We start from the raw sequence: 25,200 nt of genomic DNA, 5'->3' as shown, positions 1-25,200 counted from the left end.
CATGAGCACCACATCTGATCCCCGCATGAGCCCCGATGGCGCCGGTCCGCGCTGGTTCGGTCTGTACCCGGCCATCGTCACCGACCTGGTCGACCCCGATGCCAAGGGCCGCGTGCAGGTCAAGTTCCCTTCCTTCGGGGCGGCGGGCGAGTCCGTGCGCGCCTGGGCCACCCTGATCACGCCCTATGCCGACGATGACCAGGGGCTGGAGATCCTGCCCGAGGTGGACTCGCAGGTCATGATCGCCTTCGAGGCGGGGGATCCGTCTCGTCCCTACATCGTGGGTGCCTGCTGGAACGGCCGACGGGCCTTGCCCGAAAGCGCTCAGAGCGCCAACAACCTGCGCACGCTCAAGACCCGCTCGGGCAGCCTGCTGCAGTTCGATGACACCGAGGGCGCGGCCAAGGTCACCGTGTCCATGGCCAGCGGCCACAAGATCGTGCTCGACGATGTGGCGCAGGAGCTGACCGTGCAGCACAGCAATGGCAGCAAGATTGTCATGAACATTGCCGGGCAGATCACCATCACGGCCAATGCCACGGTGGAGGTCAATGCCTCGGCCGTCAATGTGCATGCTCCCGTGGTCGCGTGCGACGGCATCGTGCGTTGCCAGACCCTGATCGCGTCGGCAGGCGTGATCTCACCGAGCTACACCCCCGGGGCGGGCAACGTATGGTGAACCCCGCGCTCATCCCTTCCACGGGCACTCCCACCGGCGCCACCGCCTCATCGGTGTGGCGCCTGGTGGGCCCCTGGTACCGCTGGGAGCATCCCGGCCTGCCCACGGCCGGGCGAGGTTCGGCCCCAGCCATCCAGAAGTTCGCGGGCGATGATTTCCTGGAGGGCTTTCTGGCTCAGCCCCAGCATTCGCTGAAGTACGACCCGGTCATCGACGTGGTGCAGAACCAGGACCTGGTGCAGGTGCCCGGTGCCACGCTGCGCAGCCTGCTGCTGGCCCTCAATGGCAAGGGGCAGGTGGCCACCCAGGCCGATGTCGATGCCGGCCAGCCGCTCTACCGTGCCCGCTCGGCCCCCAGTGCCCTGCGCAAGCTCTACCAGCCCACGCACGATCGCCATTACCTGGTCACATGCGAGCTGCATTGCGATGCCCCGGGCTTTCCACGCGTGGGCCGCGATCAGGTCTGCCAGGCCGGCTTTGTCGTGCGCCGTCGCCGCAGCGTGGTGCCCGAGGCCGCCAAGGTGGCCGACATCGAGGCGGCCTCGGTGGCCCTGAAACAGGCCGAGGCCGACCTCATGGAACTCCAGGTGCTGGAGGCCTGCGGCGTCGACCCTCAGTCCAGCGCCGAGCTCAAGCTCAATGTGCAGGCCCGCCAGACCGCCTGGGCGCAGGACGAAGGCCACCCCGACTGGGGCCACTTCCTGCTGGCGCGGGCCCAGGCCGTGGCCCAGGCCCGTCAGGCCCTGACCCAGGTGATGGCCCGGGAACAGGTGTCCGTGAAGATCGACGGCTGGTTCCCCACCGTCGTGAACGGCCGACCCAGCGCGACCTTCGGCCAGTGGCGTGAACTCAGCGATGCCGAGCAGGTGGCCGACATCACCTCGGGCGAGCACCACTACCCCTTGTTCAACCTGGTGCCCGATCCGCGCGAGACCACGCACGACGCGGCGGGCCGCACCCTGCTCTATGGCCTGGTGCCCACCACCAGCCTGCAGCATGACCACCAGGCCCAGTCCCGCTTTGATGACCAGACCACCTACGAGATCCGCTGCTTCGTGCGCCGCCATGCGCCCTGCCCGGGGCGCGTGGGCAAGTCGCCCGACTGCCATGGCCCCCTGACCTGGAGCCGCCCCACCGAGGCTTTCCGCGTGGCGGCGCCCTTCGATGTGCTGGGCTCGTCCAACCGCCCCATCACCATCAAGATGCCCGATCTGCGCGAGCTGGCGGCGCAGGCCGCGTTGCGCCCCAAGGGACGCCTGTCGCCGGTGCGCTTCGTGCAGCCACAGCACCTCAGCCCCAAGGTCAAGGACGGGCAGGCGCAGGAAAACGACGTCGGGGGTGAAGCCATCTGCAGCTTCTCCATTCCCCTGATCACCATCATTGCGCTCTTCGTGCTGAACCTGTTCCTGCCCATCGTGGTGTTCGTGTTCAATCTGTGGTTCCTGCTGGTCTTTCGCTTCTGCATTCCGCCCTCGGTCAAGCTGGCCGTGGGCCTGGATGCGGCCCTGGCCGTCACGCCGCCGAGCATCGATCTGGATGCCGAGTTCAGCGTCAAGGTCAATGGCGTGGACGTGCTGGTCAAGCCCGATGAGCTCAAGGATGCGCTGACCAAGAACCTGGGCGCCCTGGAGCAACGCATCCAGCAGGACACCGGCATGGAAGACCAGCCCCAGCTCGATGCCTATGGCAACAACGTCATCGGCCCGATCGACCAGTCCCTGCAGGACGCCGCCGCGCGTCGGCCCGATGCGCAGGGCCAGTTGCCACCGGTGCCGCCGGTGGGCGAGCCCCTGGTCTATGAAGATCCGGTCGTGTCCCAGTGGAGCCCTGCGGGAGCCAGAGCATGATCAGCACCCTCCATCGTTTCGATCGCCTGGGCCAGGGCCTGGGCCAGCCCATCGCCCCCGATGCCCAGGGCCGCCTGCCCCTGGTGTCGGGGCCCGACAAGGTGCGCCAGTCCATCTTCACCATCCTGGACACCGAACCGGGCGAGCGTGTCATGCGCCCGGATTTCGGCTGTGGTCTGCGCCGCTACCTGATGCAGCCCAACAACCCGGGCACCCGCGCAGGCATCGGCCGCGACATCACGAATGCGCTCACCCGCTGGGAGAGCCGCATCAAGGTCACCGATGTGACCGTCACCCCCACGGACGACCGGTCCATGGTCCTGATCGAGATCCGCTACGCCCATGTGCTCGACGGACGTCAGGACATCCTGGTCTACCCCTTCTACCTGGAGCAGGCCTGACGGGCCGGGGCACACCATGCCATTGATCACCCCCATCCTGGACGATCGCCGCTTCGAGGACCTGTTCCTGGAGTTGCGCAACCGCATCCCTGTCTACAACCCGCAGTGGACCGACCATCAGGAGAGCGACCCCGGCATCACCTTGCTGCAGCTCTTTGCCTATCTGGGCGAGGGCCTGCAGTTCCGCTTCAACCAGATTCCCGAGGCGACCAAGCTGGCCTTCCTGCACTTGCTGGACGTGCCCTTGTACGGCGCCCGCGCCGCCACCACCCTGGTGCGCGCCAGCAGCGAGGTGGCCCACGGTGTGGCCGTGTATGCGGGCGATCAGCTCAAGGCGGGCAAGACGATCTTCACCGTCACGCAAGATGTCACCGTCTGGCCGCTGGACTGCGTGGCCGTGGCCCGCCACCGCCTGGTCAACGAGTCGCAGCCCGATGAAGTCAGCGCCTTCCTGGCTCAGCTCGATCCGGAGCTCAAGACGGCCGTGCAGGGCAGCATCGATGCGCTCAAGACCCATCACGATGCCCAGAGCAAGGCCCTGGAGGCCGTGGCCCCGTATGAGATTGTCACCCTGGCCTCCGACGGCGCATCGGATCCCATCGACTTTGCCGACACGGTCGATGGTTGCGTGTGGATCGCCGTGCTCAAGAACCCCAAGGTCACGCCCGATCCGGCCAAGGACTTGCTGAATGTGGCGGGTCGGCCGCTGTCGCTCAGCGTGGGCTTTTCACCGGCGGCCTGGTTCCCGGACATCGAGCAGGCCCCGGCCTGTTCGGGCGATGTCGGCCCCTCGCTGTGGTGGCAGGCCACCGTGCACACCCCTGGGCGCGATGGCGGGCCCGACTACACCCCCGTGCGGGTGTCGGGGGACACCACCCAGGGCTTCACACGCCAGGGCGTGGTCCGCCTGGAGCTGCCCGCCGACCTGAGTGGCCTGGGCGTGCCAGAGGCGCCCCCGTCACTGGCGGGCACCGGGGACTACCCACCCGAGCTGGACGACGACCGCGCCGACCAGGTCTGGTTCTGGCTGCGCGTGTGGCGTGGCGACGGCAGTCGCATCGGTCAGGTGCAACTGATCACCCTCAATGCCCTGCCGGTCGAGCAGAGCGTCCGGGCCGCGCCCGAGCTGCTGGGCAGCGGGGCCGGTCAGCCCGACCAGGTCTTCCAGCTGGCCCATGCGCCGGTGCTGTCCGACGCGCGCCAGGGCGTGCGCCTGCAGGTCGAAGAAGGCGGCGTGTGGACCGACTGGACCCAGGTCGACACCCTGGACGCCAGCACCCATGACGACCGCCATTTCACCCTCGATGCCGAAGCCGGCACCGTGCGCTTTGGCGAGCGCTTCCCGCAACTGGGCGAGCGCATCCGCGTCAACGAATACCGCTGGGGCGGTGGCAGCCAGGGCAATGTGCCGCCGGCGTCCATCACCAAGTGGGGCGATGTGCTGACCAGCCCGGTGCCCGCTGCGCCGCTCAAGCGGCCCACCCAGGTCACGCTGGTGTGCACCAACCCCCTGGCGGCGCAAGGTGGGGTCGACAGCGAAAGCCTGGATGCCGCCTTGCAGCGCGTGCCCGCCGAGCTGCGTCGCAACCGCCGCGCCGTCACGCGGGATGACTTTGCCGAGCTGGCCCTGCAGACGCCCACCGTGAGCCTGGGCCGCGCCGAATGCCTGCCCCTGTTCCACGCGCCCAGCCAGTCGGCCAAGCCCGGCAATGTCAGCGTGGTGGTCTGGCCCGCGCGGGATGCCCAGCACCCCGAGGCGCCCCGGCCCGATGCCTACGAGCTGGGCCAGGTCTGTGCCTGGCTCGATCAGTGGCGCCTGGTCACCACCGAGCTGCATGTGATCCCGCCCACCTACCAGCGCGTGGCCCTGGCTTTGTCCGTGCAGGTCAAGGACGGTTATGGCCTGGATGCTGTGCGCGACTGGCTGGACATGCTGCTGCGCCAGTACCTCTCACCCATGCCGCCGTATGGCCCGGAAGGCCGTGGCTGGCCTCTGGGCCGCCGCCTGCTGGCCCGCGAACTCGAAGGTGTGGCCATGCAGGTCGAAGGCGTCTCCTGGATCGAGGCCCTGCGCCTGGACCGGGAAGTGCCCGGCCAGAACGGTGCTCCGTCGACCTGGGTCAGCGTCGATCTGCTCACCCTGCCCGAATGGGTGGTGCCCGAGTTGGCCGGCATCACCGTGGTCGATGCCGCCACGCCCCTGCCCGCACCGGGGCAGGCCATCACGCCCCCACCCATGACGCCGCCCGTGCCTGTGCCCGTGCTGCGTGACGATTGCTGAACGCCGAGCCCACACCATGCGCCTCACGCTTGACGCCGGAACCCTGCTGATGCGCGGTCGCGCGCATTGGCTGCGTGCGGCTTTCGAGGACACGACCCTGGTGGATGACGTCGTCACGCTCGCGCCTGACACCTCACCCCTGCCCGCGGGTCCTTCAACGGCCACGGCCCCCTGGGCTGGTCTGGCCTTTGACACGCATTGCCGACTCTTCCATGCCCTGCCCGAGCAGGGCGCCCTGCAATACGTGCTGTGGGGCAGCACCTCGACCCTGGGGGTGCACGATGACCGCAGCCATCCCCTGGTCGTCACCGGCCCCGAGACGGAGCCCGATGGCCAGCCTCTGCCGGGTGCCGACCTGCCGGTGCGGCCTGAAGCCCTGGCTGTCGGGGCCGACGACCTGCTCTACGTGGCCGACCCGGCCCGCTCCGCCGTCTGGCTGATCGACCTGTGGAAGCAGGAGGTCACGCGCCGCATCGATCTGCCGGCGGTGCCGCTGGACCTGTCGGCCTGTGGCGACGAGGTCTGTGTGCTGCTGCAGGATGGCAGCACCTGGTGGCTCGATGCCTGCGAGGCCCCGCGCCGCACGCCCTGGCCCGCCCTCCCGGGGGCCGCCCGCCTGAGCGTCAACGCGGCGCGGCAGGGTGGTCGTCAGGCCTGGGTGCTGACCTCGCCGGGCACGGTGCAGGCCCGCCTGGTGCCCCTGCACCTGCAGCACCAGCCGCCCTATGGCGTGCCCCAGGCCCGCGATGTGCTGTCGGGTGAAGACGATGCCGAGTTCGGCACCCTGCTCGTGCTGGCCATGGGCCCGGGCGATGAGTTCGTGCGCCTGCGCTGGCTGGGACACCAACCGGCCCTGCTGCCGGGCTTGAGCGCGCCGGGCCATGACGGCACGGCCCTGGCCTGGGCGCCCGATGGCCGCGTGGCCTACTGGACGGCCCAAGGCCTGCGCCATGCGGCCCCGGCCCGCGCCCGCTACCTCACCAGTGGCCGCGTGCTGGGCCATGCGCTGGACAGCGGTCATGACCAGAGCACCTGGGGTCGGGTGCAGATCGAGGCCTGCGTGCCTGCGGGCACCTCGGTGCGTGTGTGGGCGTTCACGGCCGACGAGATCGATCACGACGATCCGCTGACCCGCACGCCCCCGGCGGGTCAGGCGCTCACCCCCATCGCCCTGCCCGACGAGACCCCCTTGTTGTCATCGTGGGTCTGGGCACACCGCGCCGATCAGGGCGCCCAGGCCCAGAGCCTTTATCGCGATGACTCGCAGCGGCCCCTGGCCCGCGCCACCGCCGAGGGCTATGCCTTGTACGAGGCCCCCGTGATCGCGCCGCCTGGCCGCTACCTGTGGCTGGTCTTCGAGCTCACCGGCACGCGCAGCAAGAGCCCGCGCCTCAAGAGCGCGCGGGTGGACTACCCGGGCCATGACCTGCTGCGTCAGTTGCCCCGCACCCTGTGGCGCGAGCCCGCGGCCCGCGATTTTCTGCAGCGTTTCCTGATGCCCATCGCCGCCATGCTCGACGAATGGGATGGGGTGTCCGCCGAGCGCCACCGCCTGCTGGATCCGCGCGTCACGCCGGGCGAGGCCTTGCCCTGGCTGGCCTCCTTCATGGGCCTGGTGCTCGACCCCTGCTGGAGCGAGACCGTGCAGCGCCGCATGGTGCGCGAAGCCGTGGCCCTGTTCCGCACCCGGGGCACCGTGGCCAGCCTGCGCCGCATGATCGAGATCCTCACGGGCGATGCCGAAGTCATCATCCTGGAGCACTTCCGCCTGCGGGGCGGTGGGGTCGCGGGCCAGGCCGAGGTCAACACCTCGCAGGCCGTGCTGGGGGTGGGCTTTCGAGTCGGCGGGGTGATCGGGGATGCCGAGCCGCAGCCCATGGCCGATGCCCCGCCCGTGGACTTTGATGACTTTGCCCATCGCTTCACCGTCACGGTCGTGGCCACGCTGGACGCGGCCCAACTGGCTTGCGTCAGGCGACTGATCGAGGTGCACAAGCCCGCGCACACCCACTTCGAGCTGTGCACGGCGCAAAGCGGCATCCGCGTCGGCCTGGGCACGCACGTGGGCCTGTCCACCGTGGTGGGTGCCTCGGCGGGTTTCCAGCCCGCCATCGTCGGCCCGGCCGCGCTGGGTGAAGGCTTCGTGCTGGGAGGTCGGCCATGAGCGAGCTCCACATCGACCGCGTGCACCACCGCCTGCGCAGCCCCCGGGCGCTGAGCGGCGATGAGTTGCAGGCGTGGGCCGCCTTGCAGCAGGCCCTGGATGTGGAGGCCTTGGCCGATCAGGCCGGTCCTGACGAGTGGCTGCTGATCCGCCGCCTGGATGTGCAGTCGCACTGGCGGCTCGATCAGACCCCCACCGATGCCGCCTGGACCTGGTCCCGCGCGGTGCAGGCAGCGGCCCAGGCCCTCATCCAGATCCCACACCACCCGGACGTGCTGCGCTACAGCGACCGACGCGAGGCCCTGGCCGACCTGATCTACCGCAGCGCCCTGGGTGAAACCACGCGCCAGTGGGCCTGGCAGCGCATGGGCTGGATCGACCGTGAGGCCTTGCCCGCCAGCGAGGTGCTGCAGGCCGGCTGGCGTCACCTGATGCAACAGCCCGACTGGGTCTGGCCCCTGGTCACCCGCTGGGTGGCCGCCGAGGCTCGGACAGGCGCGCTCACGGCCCTGCTGCACGCGCTGCCCGCCCCGCAGTGGCAGGCCTTGCTGTTTCAGGCGCCCGTGGCCCGCCCCTATGTCCAGGCCTGGCAGCGCCTGAACGCCGACGACGCGACGCTCCCTGCCTCGACCGACGATGGTGGGCCTCGGACTCAGGGGCCTGTCGTCATGGCCGCCTCCAGTGCGCTGCCCCTCCTGGCGGCCAGTTTGCAGCGCGATCTGGCCGCGCGTCCGACCCTGGCCCTGCGTCATGGCGACACCCTGGCCCTGTTGCTGGCGGCCCTGAGCTGGCCAGAGCAGGGCAGTGGCCAGGCCGTGGTGTGCAGCCGCCTGCGTCAGGCCCGGCAGACCGTGTCGGTGCTGGGCGCCGCCTGGCGGGCGCCCACCTCGCGCCACCCCGAGGCCGGTGGTGCGCATCGGTCGCCGTCGTCATCGGACGCGCGCACGTCGTCGCCAGCGCCTGACACCCGCATGGACACGCGCGCCGACACGCACCCAGCCGAGTCGACCCCGGAGACCGTGCGGGACACCCGGCTGCCCGATGCCCCGGCCCTGCCCGAGGCCTCCCACTGGCAGGCCACCGACTGGGCAGGTGCCTTGTTCTGGCTGCGGGCGCTCCAGGCCCCCGGGGTCTTGGCCGAGCTGCTGGGCCCCACCGACGGCCTGCACGCCAGCGACAGCACGGACCCGGTGGGCCATGCCCTGCTGGCCCTGGGTCTGGCCCTGGGGGTGCCGCCCGGTGATGCCGCGCTGCGGGCCTTCGTCGGCGGCCACTGGCCCGAGGGCGATGCCCAGGCCGGTGTGGCCGAGGCGGCCCAGGCCCTGGTGGCCCGCTGGTCGGCCTGGCTGGACGAGGCGGCCCCCGATCTGCCCGCGCCCCGTCTGCGCGCCGTGTGCCAGCGTGAAGGGCGTTTGCGCTTCGAGCCTGGCTGGATCGAGCTGCACCTGCCCATCGATGCCGTCGACACCCGTGTGCGCCGCCTGGGCCTGGACCTGGACCCGGGCCATCTGCCCTTCCTGGGCTGTGTCGTGAGGATCCGCTATGACTGACATCCGACACGCCACCCGACATGCCCTGGCCGATGTGGGCCTGCGCCTGGCCCGCAGCCTGGCGCAGCGCCTGCTGCCGCCGCCGGAGGCCCCCGCAGACACCCCGGTGGACGAAGCCCTGGCGCGCGCCCTGGCCTTTGCGCAGTCGCATGCCCGCGAGCTTCCGCCCTTGAGTGCACCCTTGCCTGACACCCACCCCCTGGTGCGGCTGGCGCAGTTGTCGACCCTGGGGGCCCAGGCCCCCGGCATGGCCGATCTGCTGGTGGATCTGGTGTTGCTGGCCTGCCTGAGCGAAGCCCATGAAGGCTATGCCACGCTGTGCCGGCTGGTGAACCCCGACGGCCAACCCTGGCCCACTGTGACTCTGGCCTTGCATTGGCTGGAGCACGAGGCGCAGTGCGCGGCTGGCGCTGACACCCTGGATCCTTATCCCTTGCGGGATGCGGTGGAGCAATTGCTGCGCCACGGGCCTCTGTCCCGCCTGGGCCTGCTGCGCTGCGAGGGCGACGGCCCCTGGCATGGCCGCCATCTGCGGGCCGGTGCCCAGGTCTGGTCGGCCCTGATGGGCCATCCGCCCTCGGGCGACGAGGTCCGCCTGGTGACCGGCTATGCCCAGGTGCCCGGCCTGGAGAGCTGGCTGCAGCAAGGCGATGTGCAGCAGGCCATCCTGGCCCTCAGCCGTGGCGTGCCCTGCCACATCCTGCTCGTGGGCGGCGATGCCGCCATGCGCCACACCCGCGCCCGCGCCTTGCTGGGCGCGGCTCGCACCACGGCCTTGCTCAGCACGCAGGACGAGGCCGGTGCGGCCAGTGCCACCACCTCGGCGCGTCAGGCGGCCTCCATGGCCACGGCCTGGCTCTACGGCGCCAGCCTCTGGTTGGAGGACCGGGTGGACGACGCCGCCGAGGTCCTGCACGGCACGGGGGCCCCACCGGCGCAGAGTCAGGCCCTGATGCAGGCCCTGCCGGTGATCAGCAGCGCCTTGAGCGAGCGTCGCTGCCCCACGCTCGATCTGCCGCAGATCCGCCTGACGGTGCGCCCGTTGGCCGCCGTGGCGCGGCGCGCCCTGTGGCAATCGCTGCTGCCGCAACTGGGCGATCAGGTTCCCCTGCTGGCCGCACGCTATCCCATCGAGCCCGACGATGCGCGCGATGTGGTGAGGGATCTCTCGCTGCGCCAGAGCCTGCTGGGGCAGCCTTTGGGTCTGGACGAGATCGGTGCTTGTGTGCGCTCACGCACGGCCTGGCATGCCCGGCCCGGCATCAGCCGCGTGCTGCCTCAGGCCGACTGGTCCGCCTTGCTGCTGCCACCGTCGGCCCTGGAGCCCTTGCACGCTGCCGTGCGCCGCGTGCTGCAGCAGATCACCGTGCTCGACGACTGGGGCTTCGCGCAGGGCCGCGCCGACCGCCGTGGCGTGCGCATGCTGTTCTACGGCCCACCTGGCACCGGCAAGACCCTGGCCGCCGAGGTCATGGCCCGCGCTCTGGGCGTGGACCTGCTGGTGGTCGATCTCTCCAGCCTGGTCTCCAAGTACATCGGCGAGACCGAAAAGAACCTGGCCGCCGTCTTCGAGGTGGCCGAGCGCTCGCGTGCGCTCCTGCTGTTCGACGAGGCCGATGCCCTGTTCGGCAAACGCACCGACACGCAGGACGCCCACGACCGCTATGCCAATCTGGAGACCGCCTACCTGCTGCAGCGCCTGGAGCGTTACGAAGGCGTGGCCGTGCTCACCACCAATCTGCGCGGGCAGCTCGACAAGGCCTTCACACGCCGCTTTGAAGCCATCGTCGAGTTCCCCGAGCCCGACACCGCCGTGTGCCTGGCGCTGTGGCAATTGCACCTGCCCGAGCAGGCCCCGCTGGCCGATGACGTGGACCTGGTCGAGCTGGCCGAGTGGTATGCCATCTCCGGCGCGCAGATCAAGAACGCTGCCCTGGCGGCGGCCTTCCTGGCGGCTGCCGCCGGGCAGGCCATCGGCCAGCGCCATTTCCTGTGGGCCATCGAGCGCGAGTTCGACAAGGCCGGGCGCGCCCACCCGGGCTATCCCCCGCATCACATGGGGCTGGAGGTCGATCCCGACCTGAGCACCGAAGCACGAGAGGACCTTCCATGAGCACCCTGAGCACCTACTGGAGCGGCGAAGTCGCTCGCCTCACCCAGGCCTTGAGCGACACCCGCGCGGCCCTGTCCTCGGCCCGCACCGCCCTGGGTGCTGCCCAGCAGGCCGGGCGCCTGGCCGCCGATGCCGTGCGCAGCGCCAGCGATGCCGTGGACGCGGCACGTCGGGCCCTGGGCGGCATCCCCATGCCCGCCGATGGTGACCCTCTGCTGCTGGCCATGGCACAAGCCCTGATCACCCTGCGAGAAGCCCAGCAGGCCCAGTCCCGCGCAGAGCTGGGCCTGCTGCAGGCCCGTGGCGAGCAACGCCGCCTGGAGCAACTGGAAACCGACACCCAGGCCGAACTGGCGCAGGCCCAGACTGCGCAGAGCCAGGCCCAACGCAGCGCCGATGAACGCCAGGCCGTGGCCGATGCCCTGACCATCGGCGCCTGGGCCACCCTGGTGCCCGATGCCACCCAGGCGCTCACGGACTTCGAGGCCACGGCCCGTGCCCGCGTGGAAGGTGAGTTCCCTTCGCATGCCACCGCCAGCAAGGACCTGCTCAAGCGTGTCCGCGCCCGCCGCGCGCTGGTCACCACCAGCGCCAGCCAGGCCCTGGAGGCCGAGGCGCTGGCCTTCAAGAACAGCCACGATGCGGTGACCCAGGCCCAGCGCCGCTTTGACGAGGCCTGGCAGGCGGTGCGCACCGTGATGGATGCCGCCCCTCGTCTGGCCGATGCACGCGATGCCCTGAGCCGCCTGGCGGCCTTGCCGGCTCCCGTGGCGGGCACCCGCTACCCCATCGTGACCGTGGCCCAGCACGATGCGCTCTTTCATGCCGGCCTCAAGGCCAAGCGCGAATCGATGCTGGCCAAGCTGAGCGCGGCCGACGATGCCGAGCAGGCCGCCCGCAGTGCCCAGTTGGTGTACGACAAGAAGCTCCATGCGGCCATGAAGGCCCACCCTGGACAGACCCGGGCCGAGCTGGAGGCCACCGTGCTGGCGGCCGATCTGGTGACCCTGAACGCGGCCTTGCTGTCCCGGCAGACCACGCGTGACGACCTGCAGTCCAATGCGGCGGACTACGCCGTCCTGCAGGCCTGGTTTGCCGCCGTGCCCGACCCCCTGTGGGAAGCCCTGGACCAGCTGGATGCGGCCATCGCCCGGCTGAACCAGCTCAAGCATGCCGATGTGCCCGCCAATCTGCTGGCGGCCGTGAGCGCGCGTGAGGCAGAGCTGGTCACCGCCCTGGAAGCCGCCACGCTGGCCCGGCGCACCCAGCAGGCCGCCACACAGGCCGCCTTGATCGCCCTGAACCTGCAACAGGCCGAAGCCAGCGCCGCTGCCCGCCGTGCCCGAGCCGTGTCGCGCAGCACGGCGGCGCTGTGATGGCCCGCCCCACCGAGATGGAGATGCATCCATGAACCTCAACGACCTGTCGCCCGGGTGCCTGGCCACGCCAGAGAGCCAGCGCTGCGACGCCACCTTGCCCGACAACCCGCAATGCACGCTCAATGTCCACTTCGGCATGTTGCTGGGCGTCGATGAACTGCGCACGGAGCAGGGCTTCCATCTGGGCCGCTCGCGCCGCCACCAGCGTTTGCTGCATGGCCGTGGCGTGGTCGCCGGGTATGCCGTCCAGTTCGATGCACAGAGCTTCGATCTGCACGTCACCCCCGGTCTGGCGGTCGATGCCCTGGGGCGCGATCTGGCCCTGGACCAGGACCTGTGCGTGAATCTGGTGCAGTGGTGGCTCAAGCACCAGCAGGACGAGGCCTTCGACGACATCCCCAACCCCCGCAACGCCACGGTGGACCTGGACATCAGCGTCTGCTACAGCACCTGCCTGAGCCAACCGGTGCCCGCCATTGCCGAGCCCTGCGCGGGCAATGCGTCCGACATCGCCTATTCGCGGGTGTGCGAGACGGTGTCGATGCAACTGGTCCGCCGACGCGCGCCCTTGCCCGGACCGAAGACGGCGACCCCGCCGAGCGCCTGCACCCCCCGTGCCGCCCTGGCCGAAGCGCTGGCCCATCTGCCGGTCGAGGCGCCTGATCCTGTGGAGGCGGCCGATCTGTGCCTGAGCGTGGCCTGCCTGCGCGGTGTGCATCTGCGCCAGGAGGCCGAAGGCTGGCAGGTCACCGTGCAGTCCATCGACTACGGGGAGCGCCCCCTCTTGCTGTCCACGGAGGCGCTGCAGTCCTTGTTGCTGCCCGCGCTGGCCTCGCCACCGCCGGTGGCCGGGCCCCAGGTGCTGGCCGCCGAGCTCCACGCCACTGCTGACCAGATCACCCTGGCCTTCGATCAGAAGCTGGCGGCCGCCAGTGTGCAGCCGATCGCCTTTGCCGTCAGCGAGTTCGACACCACCACGGGCTGGGCCACCTTCACCGTGCAGACCGCCACCTACAGCGAGGCCCTGGATCAGCCCCCCGCTGTGGTCCTGACCCTGGACCGTGCGGCGACCGGCACCCTGCTGCGCATCACCGTCATCGGCCAGGGCAGCACGCCGCTGCTGGGCCACACCCTCATCCCTGCCGGCGCCACGCACCCCGAGTGCGACGGCCGTGCACTCACCACCACCATTCACCGAGGTTAGTCATGGGCAATCAAAACGACATCAGCGCCGAATCGGTCGAGCTCGACACGCAAGACGGGGTGGCCTTCATCGAGCAGGCCAGTCCGCTGACACGCCTGCACTATTTCGACGGCAAGTTCCTCAAGGCCGATGCCCTGGCGCAGGAGCAGGCCTATCACCGCACCCAGGTGCAACTGGCCAATGTGGCCGGAGGCTGGGGCGTGGTGCATGGTTTGGGCGTGCGCCTGTCGGGTGACCAGATCACTGTGAGTGGTGGTCTGGCGATCACGCCCGCAGGGCACTTCGTGATGGCCGTGGGCGAAGTGCAGGCCGGCATCGCCGCCTTGCTCAAGGTGGCCTCACCCGCCCCCGCGGTGACGGGTCACGCGGACTTTGCCCCGTGCGAGGGAAAGAGCCAGGACAGCGGCGTCCAGGAAACTGCCGCCCTGGGCCTGTACGAGATCACCGTCGGCCCCATCGAGGGTCTGTGCGGCAACGAGCCCGTCTACGGCGCCCTGTGCGAATCGGCCTGTGTGTCGGACTCCCGCCGTCCCTACTGGCGTGAAGGCCTGGTGCTGCGCCTGCGTCCCATCAGCCTCAAGCTGCCCACCAGCACGGCCGTGGTGCTCACGCCCACCCATCTGCGCAACCGTGTGGCTTCGGCCTACTTCGCGTCCGAGCCCGGGGCCACCGGCTCGGCCCTGAGCGCCTCGGGTCTCAGTGGGGGTGCCTGGTGCCAGACCACCAGCCTGTATGGGCGTGACGAAGTCGTCATCGGTTTGTTGGCGCGTGAATCCAAGGTCAACCGTTTCATCGACGTGTGGGCTGGCCGTCGCGAACGCATGGAAGCGCAGGCCCGTGGCTACTGGCAAGGCCGCATGGCCATGCGCCCATGGAACGTCTATCTGGCGCAGATCCTGCAGTTCCAGTGCCAGTTGTCGGGAGTGTTCAACGACAGCAGCGTGGTCGTGACCCCGCCGGAGAGTTGTGATGACCTGCGCGCCGCGCTGGAGTCCACACGCAAGGAGCTCCAGGCCCTGCACAAGAAGTACGCCGACAGTGCCAGCAAGATCGTCGAGAAGCTCGGCGGCAAGCCCAGCAAGGCTGACACCCAGAAGTTCGCCGACGAGGTCAAGCTCTCGGCGGCCGAACTGGCGGAGCTGTCCGACAAGCTCTCCGGCCTGGAGACCGGGCAGGGCGCCTTGCCCAAGAACCGCCTGCTGCTCAACAGCGGCTTTGTGCAACTGCCCCCGGCCGGCTACCTGCCGGTGCAGCCCGGCAAGACCGAGATCACTGACCAGCTCTCACGCCTGTTCGGCGAAGGCGTGCGACTCACCTACCGTGCCGCGCGCGCCGATGTGCTGCCCCATCTGCTGGAAGAAGCCCAGCACATGGAGCGCATCTCCCTGACCCAGGGCCTGGACCATCCCGACGCCCTGGAAGACGTCGAAGTCTTCGTGCCCGATGGTCGCATCCTCGATGTGGCCGCACAGCCCCAGGGCCTGTGGTGGGACACCGCCATGAGCCCCGGCGTGGCCCTGCTGCTGAGCCTGCTCAAGCTGGACGGCGAGAACACCACCACCTACGAGCCCAAGGACGGGCAGGACACGGTGGCCGCCGAGGCCGCCCCCCAGGCCATGGCGTCCGCGGCGGACCTCATCAAGGAACGCCAGGGCGCCACCGGCAAGACCGCCCTGCGCAGCAGCTTCAGCAAGCTTGACGAGGCCGATCTGGATTTGCCCCTGGCTGGCCTGACCCGCACCGAGGCGCGTGAGAACGGCAGTGTGGGCCTGACCCTGGTGGCCGCCAACGACGCCGATGCCCCACGCCAGCAAAGCTGGTACATCGCTGCCGATCTGGCGGGTGACCCCTTTGATCTGACCGTGGGCGACGAGCTGGCCTTCCAGGCCGAGCTGCGCCTGCTCACACGCACCTCCAAGCGCAGCCTGGCCATCGACGGACGCCTGCAAGGCGCCCTGACCTTGGTGAGCCGGCAGCTCAAGAGCCAGGGCCGCACCATGCTCGTGGTCGAGCTCACCGGCATCAGTGTGGTGGGCGTGCACATCAGCGACGCTGAAGCGCAGGAGCGCAGTGGGCACATCAAGATCCGCGTCGGCCTGGTGCGCCAGGGCGATGGCTCGACCGGCGTGCTGCTGATCGACGATCCGCAGTTCAGCGAGCAGAGCGCGCCCATGGCCGTGAACTGGGACGATGCCCCCCGTGTGGCCACCCTCACGCTGAGCACCGAACTGGCGGGCACCACGCCGATCACCCACGTGGCCGAGACCCCCACGGTCGCCCAGACCGTCACCCTGGCCAGTCTGCGTGGCTTGCCGGCGGCGCCGTCTCCGGCCAGCGCGCTGGGGTCTGCCGCCCTCAACCAGATCGTGGCGCTGGCCGAGGCCACCGAAGATGGCGCCTTCAACGTGCGGGCTCGCCGTCGTCTTTTCCCGTCCTTGGAGACCACGGGCACGCAGCGCATTGAGGCTGTGCACGACTGGGTCATGTTCCGCCGCCTGCGCCCGACCTTCTGCAACCCGGTGTGTGCCACCCCCGTGAGCACCGAGCTGGAGACCTTCGAGGTCTGGCACACCCGCATCGACAGCGACAAGGAGCTCCAGATGCTGAGCAGTGCGCTGGAGCAGGGCAACGCCGATGCCATCGCCCATTTCAAGTTCCAGCGCGTGGGCATGCTGCGCTACCGCGACGACCAGACCCAGAGCGAAGAAAGCCCATCCAAGATCAAGGCCCTGTGGCAGAACCTGCCGCTGGGGCAGCAGGTCAAACTGGCCCGAGCCTGGGAGACGAACCCCACGGCCGGGCAGGGCTGGCAGAACCACTTCCGCCTGCGCACCATGCTCGATGCCATCGCCTCGCTGACCACGCCGCCCGCCAAGGGCGATGGCAGCGTGGCCACCTTGGCCAAGGTGCCGGCCCCCTTGAGCAAGGCCGGCTTTGATGGTGGCTTCCTCGTGGTCACGGGTGGGCAGCAGGCCCAGGTGCTGGTCAGCCCGCACCGCGTGATCTACCTGCGCACCAATGTTTGGCGTGAACTGGCCGCGGCCTTCAAGCAGAGCCCCTCCGAAGGCTGGAAGAAGCTGCAGGCCACCCTGGGCAATGCCACCTTCCCCAAGCTGGACATCACCTTGCAGGTGACGGACAACACCTTGTCGGCCGCCAACATCCAGGCGGTCAAGCAAAGCGAAGCCCAGTTCCTGACCATGATCGGTCTGAACGAGACGGCCGTGCAGCGCATGACGGTGCGCCTGGAGGCCAACACCCTGGCCGAAGGCGAGGACATCGTGGCACCATCGGAGGCCATCACCCAGGCGGTGGGCGCACAGTTCATGCAGGCCATCGCCATCCCCGAGGCCGATCTGGGAGGTGGGGCCCATGGGGTGACGGTGGTCTTGCACGATGCCATCGAGCCGCAGTGATGCCACCCCCACGACAGCCATGAGGTGACCCGCCATGCCAGCCGCCGCTCCACCCCAAGCCGACACCAAGAAGCCTGCGCCCAAGCCCCCCGAGAAGAAGGAGGGCCAGGCCGAGGCTGCGCACAAGGGGGCCCCCAAGGAGGCGGGCAAGGGTGGCCAGAAGGACGCACAGAAAGGCGCTGAGAAGGGCGCTGAGAAGGGCGCTGAGAAGGGCGCGCAGAAACCAGCCTCGGGCGCACCCGCCCAGGCCCAGCAGCGCGTGGACCGCATGGCCGTGCGCGCCAAGATGTCGGTGAGCGAGCCCGGCGATGCCGTCGAGCGCGAAGCCGATCAGGTGGCCGACAAGGTGGCGCGGCGCATGTCCGAGCCCGAATCTGGCAAGGGTGCGGCGGCGAACCCGGGCGAGCCCCTGGCGGTGCAGCGCAGCCCCATGGCCGTGTCTCGTGCACCCGCCGTGGCGGCGCCGCCCACCGAAGCGGCGGACCCCGAGCGGGCTCAGCGTGAGTTGGCCGCCCGCCAGGGCCCCGATCAGGATCCTCAGCAGCGCCTCCGGGCCCAGGCCGGGCGGGGCGATGCCTTGCCCGACACCCTGCGCACCCGGCTGGAGGGGCAGTTCGGCCGAGACCTCTCCGGCGTGCGCGTGCACACCGACACCGAGGCCGATGCCCTGGCCAAGGAGTACCGCGCCGAGGCCTTCACCGTCGGCAACGATGTCTACTTCGCCTCCGGCCGCTTTGCGCCGCAAAGCCCCGATGGCATGAAGCTGCTGGCCCACGAGCTGACCCACGTTGTGCAGCAGGACTCGGGCACCGTGGCACGCCAGATCATGCGCAAGCCCGCCGCCACGGCCAGCGCCACGGCGGCGGTCGACCACAGTGCCAAGACCATCACCATCCCGACCCTGCAGGTGCCCAGCTATGCCCGCAAGGCCGGGGCCATCCCGCAGCCGCTGGACCTGCCGCGCAATCCCACGCGGCCCGATGATCAGCGCAAGGTCTGGAGCGACGGCATCATGGCCACCGGCGGTTATGCCGAGGCCGTCAAGAAGGGCGTGGACACCAAGCGCGGCATCCGCCACGCCAAGACCAACAAGATGATCCACGTGATCAAGCCCAAGTCGTCGGACACCTACATCATCGGGGACATCGACAGCCTGCCGGCCAAGGTCACGCTGCCGCGCTGGAACAAGGGCGGGGCCTTCTCCAGCTACGACGTCGACCACATCCGCGAGATGCAGCTGGGCGGCACCAATGTGCTGTCCAACATGGAGATGCTGGACTCCTCGGCCAACCGCAGCTCGGGCTCGCTGATCCGCGCCGAGGTGGTCTCCAAGCTCAACGCGGCCATCCAGCCCGAGGTCGGCAAAGGCAAGCACTGGAAAAAGGCACCCGACCTCAAGAAGGTGCAGTCCGAATACCAGGTCAGCTTCACGGCCACCAGCCCCACGCTGAAGGTGGCGGGCAACCCCAACAACTACTGGTCGGTCGATGCGGTCAGCACCGGTCAGCACCTGGACGCCACCACCACGCTGACGGCTGCGCAGATCAATGCCAAGAAGCTCATCGGTGACGACACCCACCTGATCATCTATCCCCGTGCCGGGGGCGGCAGCGCCCACAAGATCGGCTGGCAGCCCACCACCAACACGCCCACGGCCTTCAATGGCAAGGGCCTGTTCAAGAACTTCGAGGCCACGGCCATTACCTACTCGCCCGGGGCGGGCGGCACCATCACGGGCACCAAGAAGTTCGGCAAGGACCTGCTCGAATCCAAGCAGGTCACCTGGAAGCTCGTCGAGATGGAGGGCATGGACTACACCGTCTATGTCGACAAGGCCTCGGTCACGGCGGGCCTGGCCAAGGCCACGGCGCCGGGCATGTCGCCGGTGACGCTCAACGAGGTCGATCTGGACGACAAGGGCGCCATCTTTGCCTCGGGCGTGCTGCAACCCGATCTGCCCTTGCTGCAGGGCCTGTCGCTGGACCTCACCATCGAGGACGACCAAGTCTGGCTGAGCAAGACCTTCAGTGGCGAAGAGCTCAAGTTCCCCGGCCCCATCCAGGTCATGGGCTCGACCCTGACCGTGTCGGCGGGCACGGGCGGGCTCAAGGTCGAAGGCGATGTCGACTACGAGATCACCCGCCTGGGCCAAGGCAAGATCACGGGCATGGGCTCCTTCGGGGCCGACACGGGCGTGGGCTTTGGCGTCAAGGGCTACTTCGAACTCGACAAGCAGGTCTTCGATGGCGAGGCGCGCATCGAGGCAGGCTACGAGAAAGAGGCCTTCTGGCTCAAGGGCCACTTGAGCATCGCCGAAGGCAAGATCAAGGGCATCCAGTCAGCCTCCATCGATGCGGCCTACGAGAAGGACAGCTTCTCGGCCACCGGCACGGTGGTGCCCAAGATCCCGGCGGTGGAGGCCGCCACCCTGTCCATCGAGTACAGCGAAGCGGCCGGTCTCAAGTTTGCGGGCGATGTGGGCTTCAAGAGCAACCCCCTGATCACCGAAGGCAAGCTGCACGTTGAGGCGCAGCAGCCGCCCGATGGCGCGGGCTTCAAGGTCAAGGGCAGCGGCCAGGCCAAGCCCAACATCCCCGGTGTGGCCTCCAATCTGTCGGCCGAGTATGACGACGGCGCCTTCACGGCCACTTTTGATGGGGCCTATACCCAGGGCATGCACACGGGCAACATCTCGGTGGGGGTCACCAACCGCAGTGTGGATGCCCAGGGCCAGCTGGGCGCGCTGGGCGATCCGGAAGCTCCCCTGGTGGTCTTTGGCAGCGGCAGTGCCACCTTGCGCCTGGCGCCCTGGCTGCAGGCCACTGCAGGCATCCGTTTCTCACCCACGGGGGAGGTCACGGTCTCGGGCGAGATCGGCCTGCCCGGCGAGATCCAGCTCTTTCCCCGCCAGGAGATCGACAAGACCCTGTTCAGCCTGGCCACGCAGATCCCCATCGTGCCGGGCGTGGTGGCCGAGGTGGGGGGCAACCTCAAAGCCCAGGCCGGCATCGGGCCGGGCGTGCTCGATCAGCTCAAGTTGGCGGTCGAATACAACCCCGCACACGAAGAGAACACCCACATCACGGGCGACGCCCACGTCAAGGTGCCGGCCGATGCAGGCCTGCGGCTGGCGGCACGCGCGGGCATCGGCCTGGGCATCACCGGCGCCAGCGCCACAGGCGGCATCGAGCTCGGTGGGGCCCTGGGCATCGATGGCGCCGCCGAGGCGGGTGTGCATGTGGACTGGATGCCCAGCCGGGGCCTGACCATCGATGCCAACGCGGCCTTCCATGCCCAGCCCCGCTTCAAGTTTGATGTGTCGGGGTATGTGAGCGTGTCGGCGCTGGGCTTCAGCGTTTACGACAACAGCTGGGAGCTGGCCGCCTTCGAGGTGGGATCCGACCTGCGCTTTGGCGTGAACTTCCCGGTGCACTACGTGGAGGGTGAACCCTTCTCGGTGTCCCTGGACGATGTCGAGTTCGAGGTGCCGGATGTGGATCCCTCGACCATGATCGATCAGGTGGCTTCGGAGATCTTCTGACGCACACCGTCAGGCGCTCCCTGTGGCAAGATCAGACGCAATAAACGACGGAGGTGAGCATGGTGGACAAGACATTGTCGGTGGCTGAGTGGAAGAAGTTTTCCAAAGGCAAGGACCTCAAGGATGCCGCCTTGCTCAAGGCGCTGGAGGCCCTGGACAAGGCCCAGAAGGCGGCCCCGGATGTGCAGCTCAAGGTGCTGGACGAGATCGACAAGCAGGCCAACGTGCTGCTCAAGGCCGCCAAAGGTGACAAGCCCCTGAGCGCTTATCTGGGCGACATGGACAAGGCACTCACGAGCGAGCGCAAGGCGCTGGAGCAGGCCATCAAGGATCTGGCCAAAGCGCAGGCCAAGGCCAGCTCGTCCGATGAGGACGAGGACAGCCCGGCCACGCTCACCACCCTGATGGTGTCCTTGCTGCGCCAGTTGCGCAAAGGGGAGGTGCGCATGTCCACCCTGATCGCACTGGCCCCCAAGGACATGGCCGTGCTCATCTCCCGCAAGACCATCACCCCGGCGCGGCGCAAACTGCTGGCCGATGAGCTGGGGGTGAGCGGCGGGCTCAAGTACATCGTGGGCGAGTGTCTGTTCGAAGAAGGCTTCTACACCTTCGTGGTGCAGGCGCCAGCGGCGGGCCTGGCCAAGCGGCTCAAGGCGGCCCTGCTCAAGCAGACCGGCCTGCGTCTGAAGGTGCGGGTGCGAGGCGAAGGTGCGGATGACCTGGACGATGAAGGTGACGAGATCGACGCGGAGGAGCGCGACACCGCCCCGCAGGTCGAGTCCGGCAAGGCCGGCACCGAGACCCCTGCCGCCTCGACGGGCGGCATCACGGCCGAGCAACTCACGGCGGCCATGAACAAGCTGAGCCCCAAGATCAAGGCCCTGGTCATGGCCAACCCGGCGCTCAAGGCCTCTTTGCTGGCACCGGTGGCAGCCTTCCAGGAGCACGTCAAGGCCGGTCGCCTGCCGCAGGCCGGCGCCGAAATCAAACGCCTGGCGGCCTTGCTCGCCTCACCCGTGGCCTCTCCGGATCCCGCCCTGCTGGATCAGGCCCTGGCGGCCTGGACGCAGGCACGCACAGCCGTGCTGGCCCAACTGCTGGCGCTCGAGAAGGCCATCCGCGGCATGAAGGATCCGGAGGGCGATGCGGCCATCATCCTGGTCAAGGCCATCCAGGCCAACCTCACGGCCCGGCCCGACTCCCGCCAGGCTGTGGCCGAGCTGGAGCGCTACATCAGCACCGACGACATCATCGATGAAGCCCAGGGCCCCAACGGGTTTGGCCTGACCGTCGAGATCCGAACCCCTTTGCTGGCCGCCCTGAGCAAGGTGCGTGCGGCTCTGCCAGCTTGAAGCCAGGAACACCATGGGAAAAAACGACCAGGGCAGTGCCCTCAAGCGTGTGCTCAACCGCAGCCTGGGCATCACCGAAAAGGCCATGTGGTACTCGCAAGAGACCGTGGATCTGGATGATGCCTACCAGCGCCTGCTCACCGCCTATGACAACATCCCGGATTTCGATGACGACTGGGTCGACATCCAGGGGCGGCACGACACGCTGAAGAAGGCCATCCAGAACCTGGAGACCACGCACGTCACCAACACCCCCAAGGCCCGGACCGATCACACAGAAAAGATCGAGGCCCAGATCCTGGTGGCCCAACAGCTCAAGGTGGACATCGACAACGAGGTCAAGGCGCGCGCCAAGCGACGCACCCAGGCGCTCAAGGACTGTGCCGCCGTCAAGGCGCCTGCGGGTGCTGACGATGCTCAGCGCTTGCGCCTGAGCCAGCAGCGCCAGAAGATCAACGCGCTGCTGCCCGCCACCGACCTGCGCGAGAAGCACCTCACTCAGGCGGCCCAAGAGCAGGTGGCCCTGATCAAGCTGGCCAAGGAGATCACGTCGGAGGTGAGCGCGCGTCAGGCCTTCGACCAGCGTCGCCAGGCAGTCACGGTCGCACTGAAGGCCGCCGCGCAGGATCTGGAAGGGGGCGTGGAAACCCATCTGCAAGGCCTGCTGGACGCGGCCATCCTGACCGGCACGAACGCCACCGATGCCAAAGGCTGGAAGCAGGCCGTGACCGAGCTCGATGCCGTGGCACTCAAGACCTCCCAGGCTCAGGCCTATGGCGTGCAGTACGAGCGCTTGTCCAAACTGGCGCTCAACTACACCAACGCGGCGCCGCCCTTGAAGGTCGCGTCACTCAACCAGCTCATCACGGACGCGCAACTGCTGGCTGCCGGGCATGACTATGTGGCCGCAGCCCAGAAGCTGGCCGACTTTGAGGCCGACCCCGACACCCAGGACGTCAAGGCCTTCTATGCGCGGCTGGCGCTGTTTCGGGCCAACGTGGGCGCCAAGATGGCCGTGTTGCAAAAAAAGAGCATCGCCAACACGCCCGCCAACCTCAAGCCCAATGACGAACTGCAGGCCATCAAGAACGCCTGCATCGGCCATGCCACCCCGACGGACTACCAGAACGCCACGGCGGCACTGGGCGTCTTTGAGCAAAGGCTGCTCGACAGCCATGCCTACGCCCTGCGCTACAACGAGCTGCATGCCTTCAGCACCTCGCCCGACTTCGCCCTGCTGGCGCCGTCCGAGCAACTGGCCATCACCCAGGCGCTGTCTCAGGCCAAGGGGCTGGCCGATGGCAACCCCGGCAACCCTGGGCAAGCCCTGAGCAAGCTGCAGCCGCCGGCCATCGATGCCGCCAAGGTGGCCCAGCCGGTGGCGGTGTCCAAGCTGGCGGCCCAGGTCCAGGGGCTCTACAACGGCCTGTTGGCGGTGGCGCCGGGCAGTGCGGCAGAGCTGTACATCAAAGGCCTGAGGGATGCCGCTCAGATCGAGTTCACCGGCAAGGACTTCCCGGCGGCCGAAGGCCTGTTCACCACCTTGCTGCCCCTGGCACGCGCGGCCCTGCTGTATGCCGAGCGCCTGAAGGAGGCCGAGGCGGCCGTTCTGGCCGTCACGCTCAGCGGCAAGCCCGACGTGCTCAAGGCCGCGACCGACAAGGCCGCCACCCATGCGTATGGCGACGTACTGCCCTTGATCGATGCCGGGCTGAAGACGCTGGACGACTTCGTGGCCTACCGGGCCCGGCTGAGCGATCTGGCCACGCTCAAGACGGTGCTGCCCCTGAGCGCCACCGAGGCACTGGCCCAGATCGATGAGGCCCTGCTGGAGGCCGATGGCCTGGCCAAGGCCGGGGCATATGCCGATGCGCTGAGTGCCCTGGAGCCACTGGCCCAACTGCCCGATCTGGAAGGCCCCCTCCAGGAGATCTCCGCCTACCAGCAGCAACGCCAGGCCATGACCGGCCCGTATGCGGCCACGATCAAGGACCTGCCGGTGGCCGAGGCCAAGACCTTCCTGCAGAAGTTCTGGGACGACGCCGATACCCTGGCCGGACAGCGCAAGCACAAGGAGGCGCTCAAGAAGCTCACGGACCTGCAGGGCCATCTGCCCCTGGCCTCTCGCTTCACGGCCGAGCGCCAGGGTGCGCAGGCGGTCAATAAGAGCCTGATCGATCTGGACGCCGCAGGCAAGGGCGTCTACACCGTGACCGACACGCAGGTCGTGATGAGCAAGTTCCTGACCGACGCCGACGCTGCCGCCAAGACGGGGGGCTTTCCGTCCGCCCTCAAAAAGCTCAGTGATTTCCGCGACAAGGCCAAGGTCCTGTGCCGGGTGGCGGCCGTGGCGCATGACACCACAGAGGGCACAAGCAACGTCCACCCGCACAGCGTGTCCAAGCACCTGAACGTGACGGACACCGACAAGGAAACCCGCGTCACCACGGGTGTGCCGCCGCCACCCACGCAGGCCGCCTCCAGCTTCGATGATGCCGAGGGCTGGATGGCCGCCCGGGAGGCCGCGACCGAAAAGGGCAAGACCCGCGCGGGCTACAAACTCACGGACGACAACACGACGCCCGTGCCCCACATGACCAGCATCGCCATCCACGTCGAGCACCACCGGCCGATCGGATCGGCGATGATCGGCGTGAAGGAAAAGACCGCTCCCAAGCAAAGTGGGCCCAACAAGGGCGAGCTGGGGGGCAACAGCACCTATGAGCGGGCCGTCAAGGTGTCGGGCTACACCCGCTCCACCTCGGTGTTCCGCTTCGATGCGCACGCCGGCGCGCAAGGCAAATGGGTCTTGCTGACCCAGTATCCCTACACCGACAGCTGGGATCCCGAGCGAGGCTGCTACACCGAGCCCCTGCCCAACTGAGCGATCACCCTAGACATCCATCCCATCATGAAGATCAGCACCACCATGCTTCGCAACCACCTCGGGCAGATCACTCTGACCTACTTCGTGGATCACAACGAGGTGCCCGAGGACCTCAGCGAGCTCGACAGCTACATCGACACCCTGCGGCACGATGCCCAGTCGTCCGGCGACCTGCCTTACCTGCTGCTGGGCCTGCAGCAACTCATCAACGATCCGCAGGTCGACCTGGCGTCCTATGGTGGCGGGGTCTTCCCGCTCAAGGCCGATGACATGCGCGACATCATCTGCCATGTGCTCAACCGTCTGGAGGCCCCCGGCGGCATCGCGCCGCCAGCCCAGCCGATCACGCTGGAGAGCATGAGCGGCGAGGCCTGGCGGGCGTATCG

General features: G+C 68.7%; 14 protein-coding genes. All 14 read left to right on the top strand.

Annotated features, from left to right (window positions below; genetic code table 11):
- The first annotated feature begins 1 nt into the window (after position 1).
- Positions 2–679, top strand: coding sequence for a phage baseplate assembly protein V (locus VFW84_RS10055; protein ID WP_329680321.1), 678 nt, complete (start codon positions 2–4; stop codon positions 677–679).
- Entirely contained in the window at positions 673–2,526 is a 1,854-nt protein-coding gene (locus VFW84_RS10050) for a hypothetical protein (protein ID WP_329680320.1), read from the top strand. The genes VFW84_RS10055 and VFW84_RS10050 overlap by 7 nt, the downstream gene beginning before the upstream one ends.
- Positions 2,523–2,927 (top strand): GPW/gp25 family protein, encoded by a 405-nt coding sequence (locus tag VFW84_RS10045; RefSeq protein ID WP_329680319.1) that lies wholly within the window; start codon positions 2,523–2,525, stop codon positions 2,925–2,927. Before VFW84_RS10050 ends, VFW84_RS10045 begins: the two co-directional genes overlap by 4 nt.
- A gap of 16 nt (positions 2,928–2,943) precedes the next feature.
- Positions 2,944–5,208, top strand: a complete 2,265-nt coding sequence (locus VFW84_RS10040) for a putative baseplate assembly protein (RefSeq protein ID WP_329680318.1) — start codon at positions 2,944–2,946, stop codon at positions 5,206–5,208.
- A 16-nt stretch (positions 5,209–5,224) separates the two neighbouring features.
- On the top strand, positions 5,225–7,372 hold the full coding sequence (locus tag VFW84_RS10035; protein ID WP_329680317.1) for a phage tail protein I: 2,148 nt from the start codon (positions 5,225–5,227) through the stop codon (positions 7,370–7,372).
- Positions 7,369–8,922, top strand: coding sequence for a hypothetical protein (locus VFW84_RS10030; RefSeq protein WP_329680316.1), 1,554 nt, complete (start codon positions 7,369–7,371; stop codon positions 8,920–8,922). Before VFW84_RS10035 ends, VFW84_RS10030 begins: the two co-directional genes overlap by 4 nt.
- On the top strand, positions 8,915–11,035 hold the full coding sequence (locus VFW84_RS10025) for an ATP-binding protein (protein ID WP_329680315.1): 2,121 nt from the start codon (positions 8,915–8,917) through the stop codon (positions 11,033–11,035). The genes VFW84_RS10030 and VFW84_RS10025 overlap by 8 nt, the downstream gene beginning before the upstream one ends.
- Positions 11,032–12,411 carry a hypothetical protein gene (locus VFW84_RS10020; protein ID WP_329680314.1) on the top strand — a complete coding sequence of 460 codons (1,380 nt, stop codon included), beginning with the start codon at positions 11,032–11,034 and terminating at the stop codon, positions 12,409–12,411. Before VFW84_RS10025 ends, VFW84_RS10020 begins: the two co-directional genes overlap by 4 nt.
- A gap of 31 nt (positions 12,412–12,442) precedes the next feature.
- Positions 12,443–13,618 (top strand): hypothetical protein, encoded by a 1,176-nt coding sequence (locus VFW84_RS10015; protein ID WP_329680313.1) that lies wholly within the window; start codon positions 12,443–12,445, stop codon positions 13,616–13,618.
- Between the two features lie 2 nt (positions 13,619–13,620).
- Entirely contained in the window at positions 13,621–17,034 is a 3,414-nt protein-coding gene (locus tag VFW84_RS10010; RefSeq protein ID WP_329680312.1) for a hypothetical protein, read from the top strand.
- A 34-nt stretch (positions 17,035–17,068) separates the two neighbouring features.
- The gene (locus VFW84_RS10005; RefSeq protein ID WP_329680311.1) at positions 17,069–20,575 is read left to right on the top strand and encodes an eCIS core domain-containing protein; all 3,507 of its coding nucleotides are present in this window, start codon (positions 17,069–17,071) and stop codon (positions 20,573–20,575) included.
- 59 nt (positions 20,576–20,634) lie between these two features.
- Positions 20,635–21,927, top strand: a complete 1,293-nt coding sequence (locus VFW84_RS10000; protein ID WP_329680310.1) for a hypothetical protein — start codon at positions 20,635–20,637, stop codon at positions 21,925–21,927.
- A 13-nt stretch (positions 21,928–21,940) separates the two neighbouring features.
- On the top strand, positions 21,941–24,811 hold the full coding sequence (locus VFW84_RS09995; protein WP_329680309.1) for a hypothetical protein: 2,871 nt from the start codon (positions 21,941–21,943) through the stop codon (positions 24,809–24,811).
- Positions 24,812–24,838: 27 nt separating this feature from the next.
- On the top strand, positions 24,839–25,200 hold a 362-nt coding region (locus VFW84_RS09990), incomplete at its 3' end, for a hypothetical protein (RefSeq protein WP_329680308.1).

It is taken from the genome of Aquabacterium sp., from assembly GCF_036279655.1.
GTDB lineage: Bacteria > Pseudomonadota > Gammaproteobacteria > Burkholderiales > Burkholderiaceae_C > Aquabacterium.
The sequence above is the reverse complement of the archived record's forward strand: the minus strand, read 5'-3'. Positions and strand labels throughout refer to the sequence as shown.